Here is a 20,447-nt window from a genome sequence, read left to right on the forward strand (position 1 = left end):
CCAACGGAGCGAACGTATGGTGGTGGAATCCGAGGACAGGGCTCATGACCAAGCACGGCGCCGGAACGCTTGGGTCGAAAACACAGCAGCGTGCCGCGCGGCAATTCAACGAACAAGATAGTTTTTCAGATCGTTCAGACAAACGTCAGTTCGCCGTTGGGCACACTGCTTTTGCTCAGAAAGAGGCCGTCTCGCGAACCTGTGACCCACTGGGCCGCCAATCGCTACAAGCCGGGAGACGTGGAGCATGCCACCGCCCGCGACCCGCTTCTCCGCATCACGCCCAAAGAATCCGACGAGCCAGTGGCGCTTCACCGTGCCCGCGTATCTGTCGCAACGGAGGGAATCAGCGTGACGCAACAACAAACCGCCATCGCAACTCGGATCGCCGATCTCCGCCTCACCGGATTCCCCGGATTAAGCTCCACCGCTTCCTTGCTCCGTGAGCTGCTGGACACGCCGGCCGCACTGCGCGAAGCGGTCAATGCCTCGGATTGGCCACGCACCGAGTTGTTGGGAATTCGCAGCATGGGAGTGGGATACGCAGCGCTACGCGTCTTTCAGGGCACCGAGAGAATGGCGACCCGCCGGCTGCGAACTGCCAGAGAGATCGATGGCGATCTCGCCGTATACCTGGATCAACCGGCCGGGGCTGACGGCCGCGGGTTGGCAGCAGGGCTCGGACGGGGTAACCATCTTCCTCCGCACGGTCACGACGTGGCGATCGTGAGTCTGTCCCGAGGTCTGCTCGGTGTCGTACACGCAGCGTTCAACCTCACACTTCGCTCGGTACAGTCGGAGTCTTCAGCGCACTTCCACACCGAAACCACAAACGCGTTTCAGCGTATCGTCGAGGAGGTGGAGGCGCTGATCCGCGCCGGCCAGCTCCGGATTTACCACCGGATGACGTCTCGGGCCCCAACGGACGACGTGGTAGAGGAGGCCTGCGCGTTAGCCGGCATCATCGAGCAGAGCCTCCCGCGCCTCGCGCGCCCTCAGGCCAAGGTTTTCGTGGCGATGCAACGGCTCCGCGAAGAGGGAAAAGGCGGCGCCGCCGAAAATCTGGGCCGCCTGGCAATGCGTGCGGGGGCCCTGACCCGGGAAGCGACCGCTGCCCACGCGGCGAGTTACCGCATTGCCCTGAACCTGCTCAGGGATGAACCAGACGTCGACGTACTCGAGCTATACGACAAGGCGGCCGACCTCGCGTTCGACACGAAGCTCCCCAACGGCAAGGACACTCAACTCGCCCATATGGGCCGGCTCGAGGGGGGCGAGTTCGTCGAGGTGGAAGGCTTTGCAACGCGGGTGGAAGCGATTCAGCCAGGGGGCAGCGGGCTGGTCAGCCGCATCGAACTGCTCGACCCTTCGAGCCAAACCCGCGCGAGGGCGGCGGCGCTATTCATGCACCTGCCCCACCTGGGCGTGACTGACGGGGCCTTTTGCCGTCTGAGCGGGATTTTCCGCAAGAACTCTGCGCTGCTGGATGATTCGCCAGGCATCGAAGTGGATAGACTTTCGTTGGCAGATCTCAGTGACAAGAGTTGGCGAATCGCTTTTCTTAGATCCGCGAGGCGCTGGTATCAGCCGTGGCGAAACGGGCTCAATATGCACTGGTCGCTTGGTCCGCACCAGAGCGCGGCAGAGCCCCGCCGTCAGGCGAGCGTCGAAGGAGCCGGCGAGTTGATTTATCTTGATTTCATGAAGGATCTAATCGATCAGGGCGAGTAACCCTCCACCGCCCTGGCCAGCGAGCCAGCTGCGCGGGCGGTCTCTTTTCGATTCCAGTCCACGGGGGTAAGGAGGTAGGCAATGTCCGGTCCGTGCGAAGAACTGTACGACACTTTCGAGCAAGACTATGCCGCGTTCCAAAATGCCCGTGATCAGCTTGCCGCGGCGGAGGAAAGTGTCTGGCTCATAGAAAGCGGTATCCCTTTGCATTGCAAGGGGAGCATACCGAGCGAAGACCCCGAATGCACCGGCCTGTCACAGCAGCTCGGCGAAGCGCGGGCCGAGCTGGAGGCAGCCCAGCAGGCCGCCGACGAGGCTGCAAAGAAATCCGGCCAGTCGTTCTTCGTCTATTTGGCATGCAAGATCAAACATTTCTTCGAGGATTAGGCGTGCGCATCGTCGCAGACGAATATCCGCTTACAAGAATGTCACCCGCCCATGCCGGTGACATTCTTGTACTGAAACCGGTGCCACGCCACAGTCCTAGAAGGAGCGGATGGGCTGCGTATGCCGTACGCGCCCGTTCCGTGAACGGATTCAGAGTGCATCATGCGATTCGTTGCAAATCTGCGCAATGAGACCATCGAAGCATTTGCAACGGAATCGATTCAGCCGCGCGCTTACCTGCTTTCATCCCACCGACTAACCCCGGCCACACTAAAAGCCGCGGAAAAGATACGGGCGCTGGGGCTACCGCTGTTCGCGGACAACGGCACCAAGCCCATGATCGACGCTACGATCGACCATTTCGCCGAACCGGCAAAACGATTACGGACGGAGGTCAAGCAGCTGCGCAAGGCGCTCGGCCATGTGCCCCGCGGCGCGGGCGTTCCGGCCGTATTGAGGGACCGGGCTTCACGACTCGCCCAGGCGGTGCTGGACCATACCCTCGAAACCTCGGAGGCCATCGACGCCGAAGCGCTATTGACCACCCAGCTATCGATGCTGCCGACCGATCTCATCGCTCAGGAGGATTTTGCAACGGCTTGTCTCATCGCGCTGGACCTGGAGCGGGAGACGACCGGGTGGCGGGTCTCCCGATTCGACACTCGCAACCGGCGGACGCTACGGCTCTGGAAGCGCGTCGCCAACGATACCCGCTGCAAGGGAATCCGCGTACACGCGGTCTTGAGCGCTATGGATTACAACACGGCACGCTCTGCAGGCAGGCTTGCCGCCCGGGCGGGAGTACGGCACGCCGCGGTCGGCATCGCCGGTATCACGCGTGACCCGAGCGCGACGGATTTCTTCGTCATGGAAACCAAGAGCATCAGGCTCGCGCGACCCGTGCCGCGGCGCTACGTGCGGCTGGCTCAGATCATTCGGGGCTTTGCGGAGGGCTTCGGTGAAGCCGGACGACCCCCCGAAAGCTTTCACTGCCTGGGACTGGGAGCACCGTATCTGTTTCCCGTCACCGCCGCGGCGCTGGCCGAAGCGACGCGCGCCACCACGGATGCGACAAGCCCCATACACGCCGCTGTAAGAGATCGCGTGCTCTACGACCCGGTGAAAGACGGCGATCGCGCAAGCACCAAGGAAATCGTCGATCGCATCGTCAGAGGCGGCGACTGGCCGTTTTTGAGCCCGTTCACACGCGCCTTCCGCGAGAAGTTCGGACACGATCCCGAGGCGGCACGGAAGGCTTGGGCGGCGCTGGGAAAGCCCGCGATCACCAGGCAGCTGCTCGAGGTAGCAAGCCCGTTGACCGCCTCCTTGCCGCTTTTCGCCGACGCTGATGACGAGGTACGGAAAATCGCCGCGCGAGCATGGATTGCGCACAATCATTGGGTCCTTGGCGCGATCGCCGACAGCTTGCCGAATGAGAAAGGACGCCGTGACCTGGCTCTTTCCGTCATCGACAGATTGCTTTCGAACCCGCCGACGATGACAACACGCGGCCTCGCTGCCGCCCGCGAGGTTATCCTCAGCGATTGAGGGCGGTGCGAGCGGGACGGATCGGCAGAGGCCAGATACCAGGCGAGTTCCGGCACGGCCTGGATGGGGCCGGCCATGGCTCACCCAGGGAGGTCGGGCAGATAGCCGACCTGGGTGACGGTCGCCATCCCACCGAGCACCGGGGCGGTGAACCAGATGGTGAAGCCGCAAGCCTCGAGGCAGTAACTGCCGCCCGGAAGATTCGGGTCTTCGTGGAACTCCCACCGCCCCTCGGAGAGGGAGCGCAGGGCTTCGCTGAGGCAGTTCCATTCCTGGGTCAGCAGGCGGTCGAGCAAGCGGCGGGTTCGAGCACCGGGGATCTGGATGCGCACGAAGGAGTGCCGGGGCATCTCTGCTCAGCCTTCGTGGCCGACCAGATCGTGCCGCCCGGCGCGCTGCGCGGCGTACTCTTCCAGCGAAGGGCCTTCGGCGCAGCCCTACATGGCCTCGCGATGTACGCGCAGCATCTCCTCGAGGCCCTCGGGGTCGCGCATCAGCTCGCGCAGCTGGGCCAGGGCGCGGTAGTGTTCCACCGAGAGCATGACCGCGGCCGGACGGTTGTCACGCATGACCAGCACGTGGTCGGTCTCACGGTTGGCAATCTGGCGCAGGGCCTCTGCGGCGGCACTGATGGATACGTAGCGTATAAGGGTACTCTCCGCCGGCAAGGCGATGGCGTGACTATCAGATTATTATGCCTATCTATGCCGAAGCTCAGTCCAGAGGGTCGATTTTCCCGGGTGACTCCAGACGCTTCGCACGTCTCCAGGCTTCTCGCAGCTCGGATTGATGCAGCAAGGCCCACTCAACCACAAGCCCTTGCGCTCTCGCTGGAAGATGTCCATGGAGCACGGCCAACGTATCGATAGCGACAACAACCTCGTGCCCGCCGTATGAGGCGTGGAAATGAGGCGGCGCATGGTCATCGAAGTACATACGAATAATGATCCCGTAGAATCGGCAGAGTCAGGCATCTGCGATCAGCGTCCGCGCACCCGGCATCACCTCTTCGACGGATTTGCCAGTGAGCTGCATATAGAGCGCATCCGGGCAAAGCTCCAGGTCCTCGCCCCATGCGATCGCTCCAACTTCTGAGACGTGCACCGTTTCAAAAAATGCCCGCTTGTTCCAAGCCTTGAACACACCGCGGCCAGCCAGATGAGACAAATCGATCTCTCCCATCGTGCCATCAGAATACCGCAGCCAGATTCGGTAGCCGTCTCGGGCTTCCACGTCAGCCGGCCGGATCATGCCCCCTCCGTTACACGCTCATCCTGTTTGAACATTTTGCCTCCTTTAGACTGAAGGGCCGCTTGGCGATGCATTCAATGCCGTACTCTGCGCCGCCGGGCACGACATCCGGTTACTGCTGTAGACAATAACCAATCTTTTGCGCCGATTTTTTTAGACGATTCTAAAAATCCATTTACCCTAGAGCAATGGTTCGTCCATTCCACTACGCTGCTTCAATGGCCGCTTAGCATTACCCAGACGGGATTAGTTCGTGACCGAGGCGGGTTTACATTTCAGCCTCACAAGAGGTTTATTCCCATCCGGACAAAAAGAATCCCACCCGATATCAACGCCATGATCGACCACCTTACCGCAGTATGGTGATCTAAGAGTTATCGTTGGCGAGCCAGAATTTTCTTGATAAACAGCTAGCGGGTCGCCTTGCTTCACGTGTTGGCCAACCCGAGCCTCGTAGCGAACGAGCCCACGCCGCCCGAAGAGCCTGATGGGGCTAATAAGGAAATCTTCCGCACTAACGCAATCTTCTAGACTTAGTGTCACCACGCTTAAATCAACATCACACTCCCGAGTCGTTAGGATTAAGCGGTCCCGGTACATCAATTGCTCTCCATGGTGCTTGAGTATGGCCCTGACATAGCCGCCCAGGACGGATTCAATGTAGAAGCGTTCCTTCCACTCGTCCAGCGAGCCGGTAGCTCCGCTAGGGTAGACAAATCCGATGCGTTCACCGGAATTTATTAGTTCGCCAAGCTCGGGGCCATTATGGCCGCTCCGATTCTTGTAGTAATGCACCCGGCCGGGGGAACGGTACCAATCAATCCAGGATCCAGAATAATGACTTTCTCTTGGTCCAAACTGTGTTCGGTCCCAACACAAAGCCTCGAATTCCTTTATGGAGTCGCGCAGGGAATTTTCAATCGCCGATTTATCTTCTTTAAAAGATTTTTTATCTTCGACCTTGAGTGCTGATCGCAAAAAAATCCCTACTGCATTAAGGCGATAACTTCTATAGTAGTCAGCTGTCGCAATAAGCTTCGTTGAGTACCGTTCGTAAGGAGTTAGCTGGAAAGTGTAATAAGCAGGCTGGTCGTCATGGCGGCAATCCTGAATAGACAGCTTGTACCGATGCGTATACTTGTCTAGCTCGCAATCGACAATGAAACTGCTTTGGCCTCCAGGCGGGCATCTCGATAGACGTTGCCCCACGCAAAAGCGCTTAGGCAGATACAAGTAGATTGCTTTGTAATTGAAATTCCTAGACTTAATCCAATGATACCAGTGCTGTGTCTCAAGCAAGAGTTGCCATGTCACTTGAAACTCGTGAGGGATGATGGCAGTTAACTGCTCTGTGACCCCGGGGTATCGGGAAGGCTCTCTGCTGACCGCCCGAAATCGGTCTATTGCTTGTCTCGCATCCTCGTCGCGGCATTCTCCGTTAGGGTCAAACTCCCTGATCAACATGTGAAACCTCTATAGCTACTACGAGTAGGTATTATACGGATAGCATCCTCATTATAAGGCTTGTCAGATCCCTCACAGTGTTACAACCGGCTGAATGCATGCTTCTCAGCTCAGCACCGCCGGGCTGAGCTGCGTGGCGACGGTGCGCAGTTGCTCCAGGGTGGTGATATCGTGCGGATCGTGGACGATGTGGACAATGCCGGTGGCGGCGAAGCGGCGTTCGATCTCGGCTAGATATTCGGCCTGCTGGCTGAGCCGCGCGCGCATGAACGCCCCTTCCGCGTCGGCTGGCAGCACCCGATTGATTAGCAATCGCCCTACGGTGAGGTGGCTCGCCTGTAGTGCTCGCAGTGCCCGGGCCGTCTCCTCGATGGGTAGTCGCTCAGGGATGAGCACCAAGTAAAAGCATGCGTCTTCCAACAAGCGCCGGCGGGCCTGCTCGAAGCGGCGCTGGCGCTCGGCGAGCCGCTCGAGCACCGGATCCTCGGCGCGCACCGGCTCCCGGCCGGCCATGTTGCGCAGCATGCGCTCCATGCCGCTTACCCGCTCGCGCTGGCGGCGCACGCCCTGCACCCAGGCGGTGAGTAGACTCGGAAGGGTGAGCAGGCGCAGCGTCTGCCCGGTCGGCGCGGTGTCGAAGACGATGCGCTCGAACTCCTCCGGACAGCGGCCGATCAGCTCGACGAAACGGTCGAACAGCGCCGCTTCATCCGTGCCGGGGCTGGATCGGGCGAGGTCGAGCTGCCTTTCCACGGTCGCTATGACCTCCGGGCTCACAGCCGCCCGCGCGTCGGCCTTGATGCGCTCGATGTGGCGTTCGGCCTCGGCCGCGGCATCGATCTCGACCGCCCATAAGGTGCCCGCCACCCGGCTGGGCTCGGCTCCGAGCACACGACCGAGCACATCGCCGGTGGAGTGGGCGGGGTCGGTGGAGACCAGCAGCACCCGCTCACCCGCCTCGGCACGCCGCAAGGCGAAGGCGGCGGCGAGCGTCGTCTTGCCCACGCCACCCTTGCCGCCGAAGAAGATCAGCCTGGCCATGGGCAACCCGTCAGCAGCAGAAGCCGACCTCCGGGAAGCGCTCCATGCCCATGCGGCGGTGCCATTGGTGGAAGGCTTCGACCATCTCCGGATAGAGCTCCAGCGTGTAGTAGCCCGCCGGGTTCGGAACCCCCAGGGCCTCGAGGAAGAGCATGGCGAGCAACGCGTCCTGCTGGCGGTTGGCCTCCCGCTGCAGGGCCGAGCGCCAGGGCGCGACGAAGAGCTCGTCGTGGAAGGCTTCGATACGACAATAGAGGCGGCGCAGATCAGGTGGCACTGGAATCGGCCTCCGCGGCCGTTGTGCCCGCCGGCAACGCCAAGCCCGAACCGAGGGCTTTGGGATTCCGCTCCCGAGCACGCCTGAGGCAATGCATCATGGCCGTTCACCTCCCATCGACCGGGCCGATCTTATTAGCGCTCGACCGGCACCGCCTGAGCCATCGGTGCACGGCGCAGCCGGTTAAAGGCCATGACGGCCTCCACCAACAGCCAGACGCTCAAGACCAGAATGATGGAATCCAGGCTCAGCAGCAACCAGTCCCTCTGGGTATAGAACGTTACCAGGTTCAAAAGCAGCGCGTAGACCGTCATGAACAGCAGGAACACCAGCGGGATGAGCGGCGCGGCCGGATTGCACCGACGCGCGGCGGTCCACACCGCGATCACCGCCAGGGTGAGCCCGGCAGTGAGCTGATTGGTGGTGCCGAACAGCTGCCAGAGGCGACCGAAGGCGAAGCCCTGCTCACCGCCGCCCGGCGCGAGCGCCAGGGCCAGCGGCGCCGCCACCCCTGCGGTGGTGGCGGCGGTGACGTTGCGGGCCAGCCAGCGCACACCGATCAGCTCGCCGACCTCCTGGAAAATATAGCGCTGCAGGCGCACACCCGTATCCATGGTGGTGCCGGCGAAGGTGATGACCACCACCGAGGCGAAAATCGCCCCCAGCTCCGGCGGGATGCCGAGATGACTCACGAAGTGGCCGACACCGCTGACGAAATTATCCACCGCGCCGCTCGAAGCGGTACCGAAATCTACGTATTTCTCATTCCAGACGGCGGCGGTACCGATGCCCGCCGTGGTGGCGAGGATGGCGCCCAAAGCGAGCGAGCCCTCCCCCAGGGCACCGAGATAACCGACGTAGCGGGCGTCGGTCTCCTTGTCGAGCTGCTTGGAGGTGGTACCCGAGGCAACCAGGCTGTGAAAGCCGGAGATCGCCCCGCAGGCGATGGTGATGAACAGGAACGGGAACCAGCTCGGCGAGTCTTGCGCGATATAGGTGTTGACCGCGGGCGCGTTGATGGTGTCGAAGCCGACCAACACACCGCAAAAGATCAGCCCGAGGGCGACGAACAGCTGATGGGAGTTGATGTAGTCGCGGGGCTGGAGCAGTACCCAAACCGGCAACCGCGAGGCGAACCAAGTATAGAGAAAGATCAGCAGAACCCAGGTGGTCTTCGGGGTGAACCCGACGAGCGCCGCCAGGCCGTCGACCGACACCGGGTAGAGCTGGCCGACCGGGATCATGAGATAGAGGACGACCAACCCGATCAGCGAAGGGATCAGTGCCGGGGAGCGCGCACGATACACTCGCTGCCCGACCACGATGGCGATGGGAATGACGGCAACGGCCGGTATCACCGAAGCCGGATTGGCGATGAACAGCGTCGCCATGACCACGGCGAAAACCGCATTCACCAAAGTCAGCAGGAAGAACAGGATGATCAGAAACAGCGACCGCGCCCGGCCGCTGATGACACTACCCGAGAGCGTACCGATGTTCTGGCCTTTATTGCGCACGGAGGTGACCAAGGCACCCGTATCGTGTACCCCGGCGGCGAAAATCGCGCCGAACACAACCCACAGCAGGGCGGGCAGCCAGCCCCAGTAGACGGCGATGGCCGGGCCGACGATCGGTGCGGCGCCGGCCACCGAGGTAAAGTGGTGGCCGAAGAGCACGTGTTTGTTGGTGGGGACGTAGTCGACCCCGTCCTTGAGCTCGTGCGCCGGCGTAACGAAGTTCGGATCGAGCCGGTAGACCTTCTCGGCCAGATACCGGGAATAGAAACGAAACCCGAGATAGAAGGCCGCAAATACGAGTACGGCCACCACCACTGCCGGCACGGTGTTCTCCTTGCTTGCGCTTGCTTCGCTCTCGTGCTATCCCCTGCCGCCCCGCAGCACACCCGCCAAGCCGGCCGCGCACCGAATACGGATACAGCGCCCGGAAGCTCATTGCGCCGCTTCAGGGCGTTCGTCACTGATCCGCTACGCCGCTGCCCTCGCCCGGCCAGTAATGGCTGTCCGGCAGCGGGCGCGCTCCGAAGATCGCTTGCCCGACCCGCACGACCGTCGCGCCCTCCTCCACGGCGGCCTCGAAATCTCCCGACATGCCCATCGACAGCTCATCGAGCGCGATCGCGGGCGGCGCCGCGTCGCGGAGCCGATCCCGAAGTACTCTGAGCCTGCGGAAGCAGGCCCGGACACGCACGGTATCCGGGTCAAAGACGGCCAGCGTCATAAGGCCACGCACCCGCAATGCCGAAAACGCCGGCAGCGCGCGCAGGAAATCGGCGACGGCCTCGGGGGCAAGGCCGAATTTGCTCGCCTCAGCGGAGGTGTTGACCTGCACGAGCACGTCGAGCCCCCGGCCTGCACCTTGCAAACGGCGCTCCAACGCCTCGGCCAGCCGCAAGCTATCCAAGGCCTGGAACTCCCGCGCGAAGCGGACCGCCTGCTTGGCCTTGTTGGTCTGCAGATGACCTATGATACTCCAGGTGACCGGCAGATCCGCGAGGTGTTCCGCCTTGGCGTCGGCCTCCTGAATCTTGTTCTCGCCGAACTCGGTGAGCCCGGCCACAAAGGCCGCTCGCAACCGCTCGGCGGCGACCGTTTTGGTCACCGGCAGGAGCCGCACTTCTTCCGGCGCGCGGCCGGCGCGCGCGCAGGCCTGCGCAATACGCCGGCGCACTTCGTCGCAGTGCTGTCGTATTAACAATTCATCGGTCTTAGTCATACGCTTATTAGCGCCGTTGCGGGTGATCGTCAACAGGCCCTATCCTACCGTGAGCATTGCCAGGTCACTCAGCGCACGTGCGCCACCTCCTGACCAAGCATCTCGGCCGTGACCAACACCACTCCCTTGGGCGAGACGAAGAAGCGCTCGCGGTCGGCCACGTCATCCTCGCCGATGACAGTTTCACGGGGAATTCGGCAGCCCTCGTCGATCACACAGCGACGAATCCGGCAGCCCTCGCCCACCACCACGTCAGGCAAGATGACCGCATCCTGTATCTTGGCTCTCGGCCGCACAAGCACCTGCGAGAACAACAACGAGTGGCGCACCTCCGCTCCTTGGATGATATCGCCGCCCGAGACCATGGAGTCGATCGCGATCCCACGATGACCGGCGTCATTAATGAACTTGGCCGGCGGCAGCTGCGCCTGATAAGTCCAGATGGGACGGTCTTGGTCGTAGAGATCGAGTTCGGAGCCCTTACCTATTAGCTCCAAGTTGGCCTCGAAGAAAGCGTCCACCGTACCCACATCGCGCCAGTAAGGCTGCTCGCCACTCTTGGGATCGGCGAAAGGATAGGCAATCACCTTGTTGTGGGCAATGGCGGCCGGGATGACATCCCGGCCGAAGTCTCGGGAGGAGTCGATGTTCTCGGCATCCGCACGCAACTGCTCGAAAAGGTACTCACGCTCGAATACGTAGATGCCCATGGAAACGAGCGCGGTATCCGGCTTGCCCGGCACCGGGTTGGGCTCCTGGGGCTTCTCGGTGAAACGCAGCACTCGCCCGTTTTCGTCCACAGTCATTACACCAAAGGCCCGCGCCCGCTCCCGTGCCATCTCCACGCACCCTACGGTCATGTCCGCGGCGTGCTCCACGTGCAGGGCGATCATGGGTCCGTAATCCATCTTGTAGACGTGGTCACCAGCCAGGATCAGGACGTAACGCGGCCGATGCGCCTTGATGATGTCGATGTTCTGGTGGATTGCATCGGCCGTCCCGGCAAACCACAACGGCTTGTCCAAGCGTTGCTGAGCCGGCACGATCTCTACGAACTCACCAAATTCCCCACGCAAAAACCCCCAGCCGCGCTGAACGTGCTGGATCAGTGAATGCGCCTTATATTGTGTGACGATCTGAATCCGGCGCACACCGGAATTGATGCAGTTCGACAACGGAAAATCGATCAGACGGAATTTGCCGCCGAAGGGTAAGGCCGGCTTTGTGCGCCAGTCGGTAAGGTTGGCCAAACGCCCGCCCCGGCCACCGGCGAGAATGATGGCAAGCGTATCCCGAGTGAGGCGGCTGACGAAACGGGGGTTACGCTCGAAGTACATGATGGGACCGGCTCTCTCTCGAAGGCCTTGGCGTCATTTTGCTGGGCTATCCGCCTGCCGCAGCCGCCAAGGTAGGATACGTTGCCGCAGCACCGATGCCAAATGTCGTTGCCGATTGCCGCTGCAGGCGCACCAGGTCGGCGGGCCGATCGATATCGAAGCTCAGCGGCAACTCCACCCACTTCAGCCCCAACCGGCGCAGTCGCTTGCGGGTCGCGGCCATCACTTGGGGCCCACCCCAGGGCAGCGCCTGGAAGAGCAACGGTTGAGGACGACGCAACCCCACCAGCACATACCCGCCATCCTCGGCTGGCCCGACCACGACATCAGCACCCTCGGCGAGACGATCGAAGGCGCGCTGTAATTGCCACGGCGTCAATGCGGCACAATCACCACCGATAAGCACGGCAAACGGCGCCACGCGCAGCGTCCATTGTAAGGCCCGGTGCATGCGCTGGCCCAAATCGCCGCGCACCTGGACCCGCAGCGGCATTCCCTGCTCGCGCGCGCGGGCCGCGAGCCACGGGTGCGCACGACCGGGAGCCACCCAGAGTTCCACCGGCGCCACGCGCGCTTGCGCTACCGTCGCCAACGTGTGCCGGAGCAGTTGTCGATAGCGCAGCGCCGCGCCTCCCCGGCCGTAGGCTGCCGCCAACCGCGTCTTGACCCGCCCGGCGACCGGTGCCTTGGCAAAGATCAACAGCCGCGCAGTTGGGTGCCGTACAGTAACGTTCGCTATTTCCATACTCATAGCCTATTTTGACGGCGTGGCGGCGACTCGCCCCTTTCATAGCGACGCTGCAGCGTGCGCGCATCGGCACCACAAAAATAGGCCAGCCGAAGGCGCCACATCAGGACGATCGTAGACCATACACCATCGCGCTCCCAGCGCCGGGCGGAAGTGACGAGCGGCCCGGGCAGACAGGCGGGGCGCCCGCGGCGCTTCAATCGACGTGACAATTCCACGTCTTCCATCAGCGGCTGATCCGGATAGCCGCCGAGCGCCTCGAAAAGCAACCGGTTCACGAACAACCCTTGATCTCCGGTGGCAATGCCGCTCAAGCAGGAGCGCCGGTTCATCGCCCAAGCCACCACGCGCAAAAGCCGTTTTCGCCCGGTCAAGCGCACATCGAACCGCCCCCAGCCGTAGCCGCGCGCCCGCGCGAGCGCGATTTGCTCCGTAGCATCCGCCGGCGCCAGGGTATCGGCGTGTAAAAACCACAGCACGGCACCGGTTGCCACCGCCGCGCCGGCATTCATCTGCCGTGCCCGGCCGCGCGGCGCGACCAGCACCCGATCGGCGAACGGCGCGGCAACGCGCGGCGTGCCGTCGCGGCTGCCGCCGTCGACCACGATCACCTCATGGCCATGCTCCCGCAAGGGCTGCAGCACCCGCAGTGTCGCCGCGATCGTTGCGGTCTCATTGAATGCCGGAATAATAATGGAGACGATCACTGGATCCGCCCAGGGGATATTTGCGCCGCGCCCGCCTATGCTGGTACTCGGGGAACGCCAGTGTTAAACTGCGCGCCGCGAACAGCGCGGGGCCGTAGCTCAGTTGGGAGAGCGCGACATTCGCATTGTCGAGGTCAGGGGTTCGACTCCCCTCGGCTCCACCAACCCACGCCTAAGATACCGTTCTAGCGACATTTTCTCCATTCAGTCCGCCCGGGACAGGCCCGAGATATAAAGCCGAGGTACAAACTTCGGTACAAAGACCAAAGTGGCAATAAAGCCTTGCCTGCCCCCTGACCTGAAACGCCGCGCTCACGAACCGATTTGAGCAGCGAACGAACCCTAATTGCGAAATCTTTGACAATCGTCATGGTGCCGCACGATTCTCGCCGTAAACGCGCCGGCGATAAAGAGTTTGGCCCGGCTCTCCCACCAATGCGCCCTTGGCCGCAGATCTTATGACACGTATCATTTTTGGTGAATTTCCGACATGGGCAATTCCATTATGGGACAGCGCACGCATCAAACCATCGACCATGAGACCGTCTGCCGGGTCGTGGATGACTTCTACGGCCGCGTCCAGCGCCATCCCACCCTTGCCGAGCCATTCAAGCGCGTCAAGGACTGGCCCGAGCATATCGCTCGTTTGAGTCATTTCTGGTGGATCACCATGGGTGGCGAGCGCTACCGGAACGATCAATACCATGTGCTCGCCAAGCATATGCCCGTCGGGGTCACCGACGCCCTCGTGGACGACTGGTTGACGCTGTTTCGCACGACGCTCGACGATCATCTCACCCCGGAGCAGACCGAGTTTTGGTATGGGTATGCCGAGCAACTGGGCCAGTCCATCCGTATGCTCGCCCAAATGAGAGCAGGCGGGCAAGCGGGGCCGCCACGGTAAGCTTGCCGCGCCGTATCAGGCCACTGGCGTATAGGCGGCCTTGGCCAGTTGGTCTGCTTGAAGTATTATGAAGTATATTATTTATATCTTTACAGGATGAAGCATCCGGCCATGCGCCAGCGCGACACACACGCCGCTATCGGGCTCGAGAGCATCCATAGCGTCGTGGATGATTTCTACAATCGCATACAGCGCCATCCCACTTTGGCCGAGCCCTTCGAGCGCGTCCAGGATTGGCCCGAGCATAAAGCCCGCTTGAGCCATTTCTGGTGGATCAGCTTGGGTGGCGAGCGCTATCGGGATGACCGCTACCGAGTCGCCGCCACACACCTGCCGATTGGGATCAACGATGCGTTGGTCGACGATTGGCTCGTTTTGTTCCACGCTACCCTCGAGGATCATCTGGAACCGGATTTGGCCGCCCATTGGTACCGGCGTGCCGAACACATGGGCCGTTCCATCCGTATGCTTGCCGAGTGGAAGCCGGGTGCCCACGGCGGCCTCTCCCGGCCTGCCTGAACGGTCCGACTGCTTGCTTGCCTTGTGATTTGGCCGCGATAGTAACCCGTCGGTTGCGATAAGGGGTGCGATTTGACCTAAGCCAAGGTCTGGTCCAAGGTCTGGCTAAAGTAGCTGCTATGGGCCTGGGCGGTTGTCAGCCGCCCACGCGCGGAGGTTTTCATGGAGCAGACGGTCCTCGCCGATACCGGCATCGAAGTCTCGCGAATCGGGCTAGGAACCTGGGCGATCGGGGGCTGGATGTGGGGCGGCAGCGACGAGCGGGCCGCCATCGCAACCATCCAGCACGCGCTCGATGAGGGTATTACGCTCATCGATACGGCGCCCGTCTATGGCTTTGGCCGCTCGGAGAAAATCGTCGGGCGCGCGCTGGCAGACGGCAATCGCCGCGCGCGGGTCGTGCTCGCCACCAAGGTCGCGCTTGAATGGTCGCCGGACGGTCGCAGGATTTGGCGCAACGCGAGCCGCCAACGCATCATGCAGGAAATCGATGATTCTCTGCGGCGCCTGCAAACGGACTACATCGATCTCTATCAGATCCATTGGCCGGATTCGATGACCCCGACCGAGGAAACGGCACATGCCATGGAGGCACTCTATCGAGCCGGCAAGATCCGCGCGATCGGTGTTTCCAATTTCTCGCCCAAGCAGATGGATGCGTTCCGGGGGGTGGCCCCGCTGCATGCCAGTCAGCCACCCTACAATCTCTTCGAGCGCGGGATCGAGCAAGATGTGCTGCCGTATTGCCGGCGCCGGAAGATAGCCACTATCACGTATGGCGCGCTCTGCCGAGGTCTACTCAGCGGCAAAATGACCCGCGAGCGGGTCTTCCACGGCGATGATCTGCGCCAGACCGACCCCAAATTCCAGCCGCCGCGCTTCGATCAGTACCTCGCTGCCGCGCAGGCACTGGATGAGTTCGCCAAACACAGCTATGGCAAGGATGTCATGGCCTTGGCGCTGCGTTGGCTGCTCGATCAGCCGGGCTTGACGGTCGCGCTCTGGGGCGCTCGGCGGCCCGATCAGCTCAACCCGCTGGCCAACGTGCCGGGCTGGCAGCTCGAGCACGAGGCGCTGACAGCCATCGATGAGATCTTGGCTCAGCACATAACCGCGCCGATCGGGCCGGAGTTCATGGCGCCGCCGGACCGAACCGAAGCCTAACCGCTACGGCCTAGCCTCGAAAATTAGGTTAAACGGCGTCTGCGCCACCCGCTGGAAGGTACGGAAGCCGCCTTCGTTCACCACTTCACGCAAGCGCGCCTCACCGGCTTGTGCACCCAATCCCAGCCCGACCTCCTGAGCGAGCGAGCAGGGGGTGCAGACCATGGTTGATATCGAATAAAAGGCCCGCCCGACCAGGTTCAGGTTGTCCTCGACTCGATCGTTGGCGAAGGGCTCGACGATCATCCAACTACCCTCGGGTCCGAGTGTTTCGAGCACATGAGCGGCGACGCCGACCGGATCGCCCATGTCGTGCAGGCAGTCGAAGGCGGCAACCAGGTCGTAATCACGGCCGCGATAGGTCTTGGCCCCGGCCACTTCGAAGTGCACGCGATCGGCCACCCCAGCGCCTCGGGCACGCTCGGTGGCGATCCGGATCGAGTTTTCATGGTAGTCGTAGCCGGTGAAGCTCGAAGCGGGAAACGCCTGTGCCATCAGTATGGTTGAAGCGCCGAAGCCACAACCGATGTCGGCTACGCGCGTCCCGCTTACGAGTCTATCCGCCACTCCATCCAAGGCGGGAATCCAGTCGCGGACCAGGTACTCGGCATAGCCAGGGCGGAACAACCGTTCGGTGGCATGGAACAGCTCCGCATCGTGTTCGTCCCAGCCGACCCCCGTGCCGCTGCGGAAGGCGGCTTCGATCTTCGGCGTTGCGAGCAGTCCGGCCACGGCGCCCTGGAACGCCCCGATCAGGAACGCGGGGCTGTCCTCGTTCGCCAACACCATGCTCTGCTCTGGGCTCATGTAGTAGCGCTCGGCGTCGGGATCGTAGCTCACATAGCCGCCGGCGGCTTGCGCGCGCAGCCACTCACGCACATAGCGCTCATGCGTTTGCGTGCGAGCGGCCAGCTCCGCCGAATTCAGTGGACCGTTCTCGGCCAACGCCCGATACAGGCCCAGCCGATCGCCGATCACGACCAGGGGCGCATGCCAGGCGGCACCGAAATCGCTCACGGCTCGCTCCAGCAATTGGTTCAGTCGCTCTTCATCTATGCGCATGGTCAACACCTCCGAATCGATCGGCGGATTGCCGAGTTGCGTCGGTTTTACCCAGGCGGCGGTGTTCCTCATGCGCCGGCACCAAATTCATCGCCTTGGTTTGACGCATTAGGCCAACAGCGCGACCAGAGGTATTCTCAGCGGCTGCGTTACCAGGCGGCGCGAACCGGTCTGAGTTCAATATAGCGCATAAAAATCAGGAAGGAGCTTTCCATATCGATCAGGTCCGCCCAGCAGCTGCGCTTTCAGAGCGTGGTCGGTGCGTCAGCGATTTTTTAGCTCAGCCCAACGCTTGCGTTCAGGGGCAGCTGGCGAGTGATGGGGGCCAACCGCCTCCTGCATTGTCAGCGGTCGTTCTCATGCAGGCGCCCTTCAACGTACTTGTGAAGAATACTGGCCACTAGGGTTTGATAAGGAATCCCCTCGGCGAGGGCCTTTTTCTGCAGGCCTCGGAGATCCTTCGAGGAAAGCCGGATATTTATGCGGGCATCTTTACGGAACATAGCTTTCGCGTATTCTTGATGCCGTTTTTGGATCTCAGCGGCTTTCTTCGCGCGCTTGACATTACCTGCTTCAAACGCTTCCAGAATTTCCCGCTCCTCTTCATCTAGCTTGCTCATTTGCCGCCACCTAGGTAAGTCTTGCTGGCCTTTCCGCTGGGAAGGATCGTCTTCAGAAACACCTCGTCTTCCGATTCGACAAATGGAACGAGGTAGACGTACTCCTCTATGGCCACCACGTGAATTTGCTGGCCGGGATAACGATCCTGATTCGGATGATCGATCGTTTCAAGGATGTCGCCGGCCATGATGTGATACACAACATCTTCGAATGAAACGCCTCTCTCAGCCTTAAATGGCTGCAAGAAGCCGTGTACCGAGGGCAAGCAAAGCTTTCGGGGCGGGGAGCGATTTGTATCCGGTAACCCGGTATTCGAAATGCTTGGCCTTATAATACGTGTTGAGCGAAGCGATAGCTGCTCGGTCTTCAGGGGAGAACTGGTAGTGCTGTTCCAGCCCTTGCGCTGCAGCCTCATCAGCGGCTTTCTCGATGTCATGGCCGATGGGCCGAAGAGCTTTGAGGGAACGCCCGCATGAGCGTAAGTAGGCCTTGAGAACAACCTCAAGTCCGTGACCAGCGAGATAATAGGCGGGGCTCACTAGCAACGAGCTCGGCGGCCATGAACATTTCCCGAGCGTCCGTCCACAGCCCTATGCCTGTTGTCCGTGCGACGTCATCCATGGCCAGCACCTATCTGCTAAGCATTTATCCGTCGTGCGCAGCAGGGCAGATAAGTGTCTGTTGGACGAAGCCGCCCTGCAGCCTTGATCAGCGGAATTTCTACACGGCCCGGGCCGCGGTTCCAGGCCCGGGCCAATGGAGTTCACCGAACTTAGGACTTGGCGGCGCTTTGCTGTTTTGCCTCCTGCAGCAGAGCCTCGACCGCCTGGGCCACGTGGCCGGCGGCCTCGGCCGACTCGATCCGTGTGCCGATGCGCGCGAGCTCCGCGGCCTGTTCCAACATGCGGGCAGCCGTTTCACTGGCCTGCATGTCGTGGATTGCGCCCTTTCCCATGCCCTTGCAGGGATTACCGACCGAGTCATCGAAGCCTTTCCCCTCCTCACCAACCAGACAGTTGACCGCATGCTGAAGGTGCATCCGATGCTTTTCCAGCGTATCCGCCTTGGCGGCGAAACCGGCGTGTTCTGTAGCTGTTTCCAGTTCCTTTGTAGCGTGACTCGTTGCGAGCGCGAGGCCCGTGGCGAGCAGGCCCGCCGCGAGGGTGAGAGATAAGCCGAATCGAGTTGCCAAATGCCTGTGCATTGCTGCACCTCCGCTTGTAATGGATCGATCGACAGAACCCGGTTGTTGGACTTGCTGTGCCCTCCTCCCGGGCCGCAACTGCTCACCCCCTTCGAGAAACCATAGATCATTCCATGCGGATCCGCCGCCATTCGTGAAGGAATGGAATGACCATCAATCCTCGAACATCTCTGGAGAGCCTATATGTTCGGTATGGCATTGATCGTGCTTAGAGAGGACCCGGATCACCCGACAATCAGCCACCCGGCCGCCGCGGCATGCGCTCGCCATACGCTGTAGCTCATGGCGCAACAGCTCCAGACGTCTGAGGCGGCTTTCGATGGCGGCAAGGTTGGTGCGTGCGATGCGGTCGATCTCCGCGCAGGACTGATCGGGATAATCCGCCAGGGTCAGCAACTCACGGATCTGCTCAAGACTGAACCCAAGCTCCCGGGCGTGGCGAATGAAGTGCAAACGATCCAGATGCTGGGCCGTGTAGCGCCGCTGATTGCCGCCGGTGCGCCGCGACTGCGGCATAACGCCGATGCGCTCATAGTAGCGGATGGTCTGTACCGTGCAGCCGGTGCGCCGGGACAGAGCACCGATCGAAAGCCCGTTTAGCATCGCCGTTCCCGCTTGAATCTACAACGACTATAGGTTTTATCCTAGCAAATGCTGATGACATGCATTCCGAATTCGGTGAATAATGCGCGATGCCGCCCCATACTCCTTCGCGACAAAACGGCAATACCGGCGCCCTGTTGTGGAGCTTGATCCTAACGCTTGGGTTCGCCGCGATCGAGGTGATCGGCGGAATACTCTCGGGCTCGCTCGCCTTGCTGGGCGATGCCGGTCACATGGCCACCGACTCACTCGCGTTGGGCTTCGGTGCCCTGGCAGCCTGGCTCAGCCGCTACCCGCCGACGATGCGCCACTCCTATGGGCTACAACGCTTCGAGCTGCTCGGTGGGTTGCTCAACGCGCTTTTCATGCTCGGCGTAGTGGCTTGGCTCGCCTACGAGGCCGTGCAGAGACTCGCGGCACCGCAGCCGGTCGCGGGGGGCGCCGTGATGATCGTCGCCGCCGTCGGTTTGGGCGTGAATTTGCTGGTGCTGCGAATCCTGCACAGAGGCGCACAAAGCTTCAATACCCGCGGGGCGATTTTGCATGTGCTCGGCGATTTGCTGGGCTCGGTAGCGGCACTGACCAGCGGCGCCGTCGTCTTTTTCACCGGTTGGAACCCCATCGATCCCCTATTGTCGCTGGTGATCGGAGTACTGATCCTGGGCTCGACGGGCAAACTCCTGCTCGAGGTCTTGCATGTCTTTCTCGAAGGGGTTCCCCCGCACGTAGACCTGGCCGAGGTCGGCCGCACGCTGGCTGAGCTCGAGGGCGTCGAGGAAGTGCATGATCTGCATATCTGGACTCTGGCCTCCGGCAGTCATGCCCTGTCGGCGCATATCTATATTCGCGATATGGGCCGCTGGCCGCAATTGCTGGCCACTATACAAAATTTGCTCAGACACGACTACGAGATCACGCACACCACGATCCAGCCCGAACCCGCCGCAGCCGTCACCTTCAAGTCGCTGAGCGATGTCGTGCGCGAGCTAAAAACGCCGCGCCGTGATCGGCACCGGTCCCGATAACCGCGCCTAAGAGCCTGTTCACAATCTCCGGAGCAACAATGCCAAGAATGCCACATGGACGAACTGCAGACGGATATTTAGCTTACGCTCGCAGTTCTTCCATAAGCGGCGGTAGCCGCCT

The 20,447-nt window shown here is 61.6% G+C and carries 25 protein-coding genes, 1 tRNA gene and 1 pseudogene; 8 read left to right on the forward strand and 19 right to left on the reverse strand.

What is annotated here, in order from left to right; genetic code table 11:
- Window positions 1-201: 201 nt before the first annotated feature.
- From NB231_RS04205 to NB231_RS04215, 3 genes are all read left to right on the forward strand, one after another.
- Window positions 202-1,731: a hypothetical protein gene (locus tag NB231_RS04205; RefSeq protein WP_005000048.1), complete on the forward strand. Its 1,530-nt coding sequence runs from the start codon at window positions 202-204 to the stop codon at window positions 1,729-1,731.
- Between the two features lie 81 nt (window positions 1,732-1,812).
- Window positions 1,813-2,118, forward strand: a complete 306-nt coding sequence (locus tag NB231_RS04210) for a hypothetical protein (protein ID WP_005000050.1) — start codon at window positions 1,813-1,815, stop codon at window positions 2,116-2,118.
- A 162-nt stretch (window positions 2,119-2,280) separates the two neighbouring features.
- Window positions 2,281-3,666 (forward strand): hypothetical protein, encoded by a 1,386-nt coding sequence (locus tag NB231_RS04215; protein WP_005000051.1) that lies wholly within the window; start codon window positions 2,281-2,283, stop codon window positions 3,664-3,666.
- Between the two features lie 80 nt (window positions 3,667-3,746).
- On the opposite strand, the gene NB231_RS04220 is transcribed toward NB231_RS04215, so the two are convergent.
- The 12 genes from NB231_RS04220 to NB231_RS04275 form a co-directional block, all read right to left on the reverse strand.
- Window positions 3,747-4,016, reverse strand: a complete 270-nt coding sequence (locus tag NB231_RS04220; protein WP_005000053.1) for a hypothetical protein — start codon at window positions 4,014-4,016, stop codon at window positions 3,747-3,749.
- Between the two features lie 87 nt (window positions 4,017-4,103).
- Window positions 4,104-4,334, reverse strand: a complete 231-nt coding sequence (locus NB231_RS04225) for a hypothetical protein (protein ID WP_005000054.1) — start codon at window positions 4,332-4,334, stop codon at window positions 4,104-4,106.
- A 46-nt stretch (window positions 4,335-4,380) separates the two neighbouring features.
- Complete coding sequence (locus NB231_RS04230; protein ID WP_040661784.1) at window positions 4,381-4,614, reverse strand: DUF4160 domain-containing protein; 234 nt, start codon at window positions 4,612-4,614, stop codon at window positions 4,381-4,383.
- An 18-nt stretch (window positions 4,615-4,632) separates the two neighbouring features.
- Entirely contained in the window at window positions 4,633-4,917 is a 285-nt protein-coding gene (locus NB231_RS04235; RefSeq protein ID WP_005000055.1) for a DUF2442 domain-containing protein, read from the reverse strand.
- A 246-nt stretch (window positions 4,918-5,163) separates the two neighbouring features.
- A complete protein-coding gene (locus NB231_RS04240; protein WP_156776893.1) occupies window positions 5,164-6,231 on the reverse strand; it encodes a hypothetical protein in 1,068 nt (355 codons plus the stop codon).
- Window positions 6,232-6,486: 255 nt separating this feature from the next.
- Window positions 6,487-7,422: an ArsA family ATPase gene (locus NB231_RS04245; protein ID WP_005000057.1), complete on the reverse strand. Its 936-nt coding sequence runs from the start codon at window positions 7,420-7,422 to the stop codon at window positions 6,487-6,489.
- 10 nt (window positions 7,423-7,432) lie between these two features.
- A complete protein-coding gene (locus NB231_RS04250) occupies window positions 7,433-7,699 on the reverse strand; it encodes a cory-CC-star protein (RefSeq protein WP_005000058.1) in 267 nt (88 codons plus the stop codon).
- A 134-nt stretch (window positions 7,700-7,833) separates the two neighbouring features.
- Window positions 7,834-9,540 (reverse strand): carbon starvation CstA family protein, encoded by a 1,707-nt coding sequence (locus tag NB231_RS04255; RefSeq protein ID WP_040661787.1) that lies wholly within the window; start codon window positions 9,538-9,540, stop codon window positions 7,834-7,836.
- Window positions 9,541-9,673: 133 nt separating this feature from the next.
- Window positions 9,674-10,465, reverse strand: a complete 792-nt coding sequence (locus NB231_RS04260) for a YggS family pyridoxal phosphate-dependent enzyme (protein WP_084766230.1) — start codon at window positions 10,463-10,465, stop codon at window positions 9,674-9,676.
- A 35-nt stretch (window positions 10,466-10,500) separates the two neighbouring features.
- On the reverse strand, window positions 10,501-11,769 hold the full coding sequence (gene glgC / locus NB231_RS04265) for a glucose-1-phosphate adenylyltransferase (RefSeq protein ID WP_005000061.1): 1,269 nt from the start codon (window positions 11,767-11,769) through the stop codon (window positions 10,501-10,503).
- A 46-nt stretch (window positions 11,770-11,815) separates the two neighbouring features.
- Window positions 11,816-12,514 carry a TIGR04282 family arsenosugar biosynthesis glycosyltransferase gene (locus tag NB231_RS04270; protein WP_084766231.1) on the reverse strand — a complete coding sequence of 233 codons (699 nt, stop codon included), beginning with the start codon at window positions 12,512-12,514 and terminating at the stop codon, window positions 11,816-11,818.
- A gap of 2 nt (window positions 12,515-12,516) precedes the next feature.
- A complete protein-coding gene (locus NB231_RS04275) occupies window positions 12,517-13,224 on the reverse strand; it encodes a TIGR04283 family arsenosugar biosynthesis glycosyltransferase (RefSeq protein ID WP_005000063.1) in 708 nt (235 codons plus the stop codon).
- 88 nt (window positions 13,225-13,312) lie between these two features.
- Between NB231_RS04275 and NB231_RS04280 the strand changes: the two genes are divergently transcribed.
- The 4 genes from NB231_RS04280 (at window position 13,313) to NB231_RS04295 (ending at window position 15,811) form a co-directional block, all read left to right on the forward strand.
- A tRNA-Ala gene (locus NB231_RS04280) sits at window positions 13,313-13,388 on the forward strand.
- Between the two features lie 326 nt (window positions 13,389-13,714).
- Window positions 13,715-14,128 carry a group III truncated hemoglobin gene (locus NB231_RS04285; protein WP_005000064.1) on the forward strand — a complete coding sequence of 138 codons (414 nt, stop codon included), beginning with the start codon at window positions 13,715-13,717 and terminating at the stop codon, window positions 14,126-14,128.
- Between the two features lie 96 nt (window positions 14,129-14,224).
- The gene (locus NB231_RS04290; RefSeq protein ID WP_005000066.1) at window positions 14,225-14,647 is read left to right on the forward strand and encodes a group III truncated hemoglobin; all 423 of its coding nucleotides are present in this window, start codon (window positions 14,225-14,227) and stop codon (window positions 14,645-14,647) included.
- Window positions 14,648-14,809: 162 nt separating this feature from the next.
- Complete coding sequence (locus NB231_RS04295) at window positions 14,810-15,811, forward strand: aldo/keto reductase (RefSeq protein ID WP_005000068.1); 1,002 nt, start codon at window positions 14,810-14,812, stop codon at window positions 15,809-15,811.
- Window positions 15,812-15,814: 3 nt separating this feature from the next.
- Here NB231_RS04295 and NB231_RS04300 read toward each other — a convergent pair whose 3' ends face one another.
- The 6 genes from NB231_RS04300 to NB231_RS04325 form a co-directional block, all read right to left on the reverse strand.
- Window positions 15,815-16,945 (reverse strand): class I SAM-dependent methyltransferase, encoded by a 1,131-nt coding sequence (locus tag NB231_RS04300; protein ID WP_005000070.1) that lies wholly within the window; start codon window positions 16,943-16,945, stop codon window positions 15,815-15,817.
- Window positions 16,946-17,217: 272 nt separating this feature from the next.
- On the reverse strand, window positions 17,218-17,493 hold the full coding sequence (locus tag NB231_RS04305; RefSeq protein ID WP_005000071.1) for a hypothetical protein: 276 nt from the start codon (window positions 17,491-17,493) through the stop codon (window positions 17,218-17,220).
- Window positions 17,490-17,681, reverse strand: a complete 192-nt coding sequence (locus tag NB231_RS04310; RefSeq protein WP_332247689.1) for a hypothetical protein — start codon at window positions 17,679-17,681, stop codon at window positions 17,490-17,492. The genes NB231_RS04305 and NB231_RS04310 overlap by 4 nt, the downstream gene beginning before the upstream one ends.
- 43 nt (window positions 17,682-17,724) lie before the next feature.
- On the reverse strand, window positions 17,725-18,033 hold the full coding sequence (locus NB231_RS18930; protein ID WP_005000075.1) for a hypothetical protein: 309 nt from the start codon (window positions 18,031-18,033) through the stop codon (window positions 17,725-17,727).
- A 233-nt stretch (window positions 18,034-18,266) separates the two neighbouring features.
- The gene (locus NB231_RS04320) at window positions 18,267-18,698 is read right to left on the reverse strand and encodes a hypothetical protein (protein ID WP_005000076.1); all 432 of its coding nucleotides are present in this window, start codon (window positions 18,696-18,698) and stop codon (window positions 18,267-18,269) included.
- A 153-nt stretch (window positions 18,699-18,851) separates the two neighbouring features.
- The gene (locus NB231_RS04325) at window positions 18,852-19,301 is read right to left on the reverse strand and encodes a MerR family transcriptional regulator (protein ID WP_005000077.1); all 450 of its coding nucleotides are present in this window, start codon (window positions 19,299-19,301) and stop codon (window positions 18,852-18,854) included.
- An 89-nt stretch (window positions 19,302-19,390) separates the two neighbouring features.
- Between NB231_RS04325 and NB231_RS04330 the strand changes: the two genes are divergently transcribed.
- Window positions 19,391-20,326, forward strand: coding sequence for a cation diffusion facilitator family transporter (locus NB231_RS04330; RefSeq protein WP_005000078.1), 936 nt, complete (start codon window positions 19,391-19,393; stop codon window positions 20,324-20,326).
- Between the two features lie 18 nt (window positions 20,327-20,344).
- On the opposite strand, the pseudogene NB231_RS18285 reads toward NB231_RS04330, so the two are convergent.
- Window positions 20,345-20,437, reverse strand: a pseudogene (locus NB231_RS18285) (IS5/IS1182 family transposase); the annotation flags it as partial.
- Between the last annotated feature and the right edge of the window lie 10 nt (window positions 20,438-20,447).

The organism is Nitrococcus mobilis Nb-231 (genome assembly GCF_000153205.1).
Lineage (GTDB): Bacteria > Pseudomonadota > Gammaproteobacteria > Nitrococcales > Nitrococcaceae > Nitrococcus > Nitrococcus mobilis.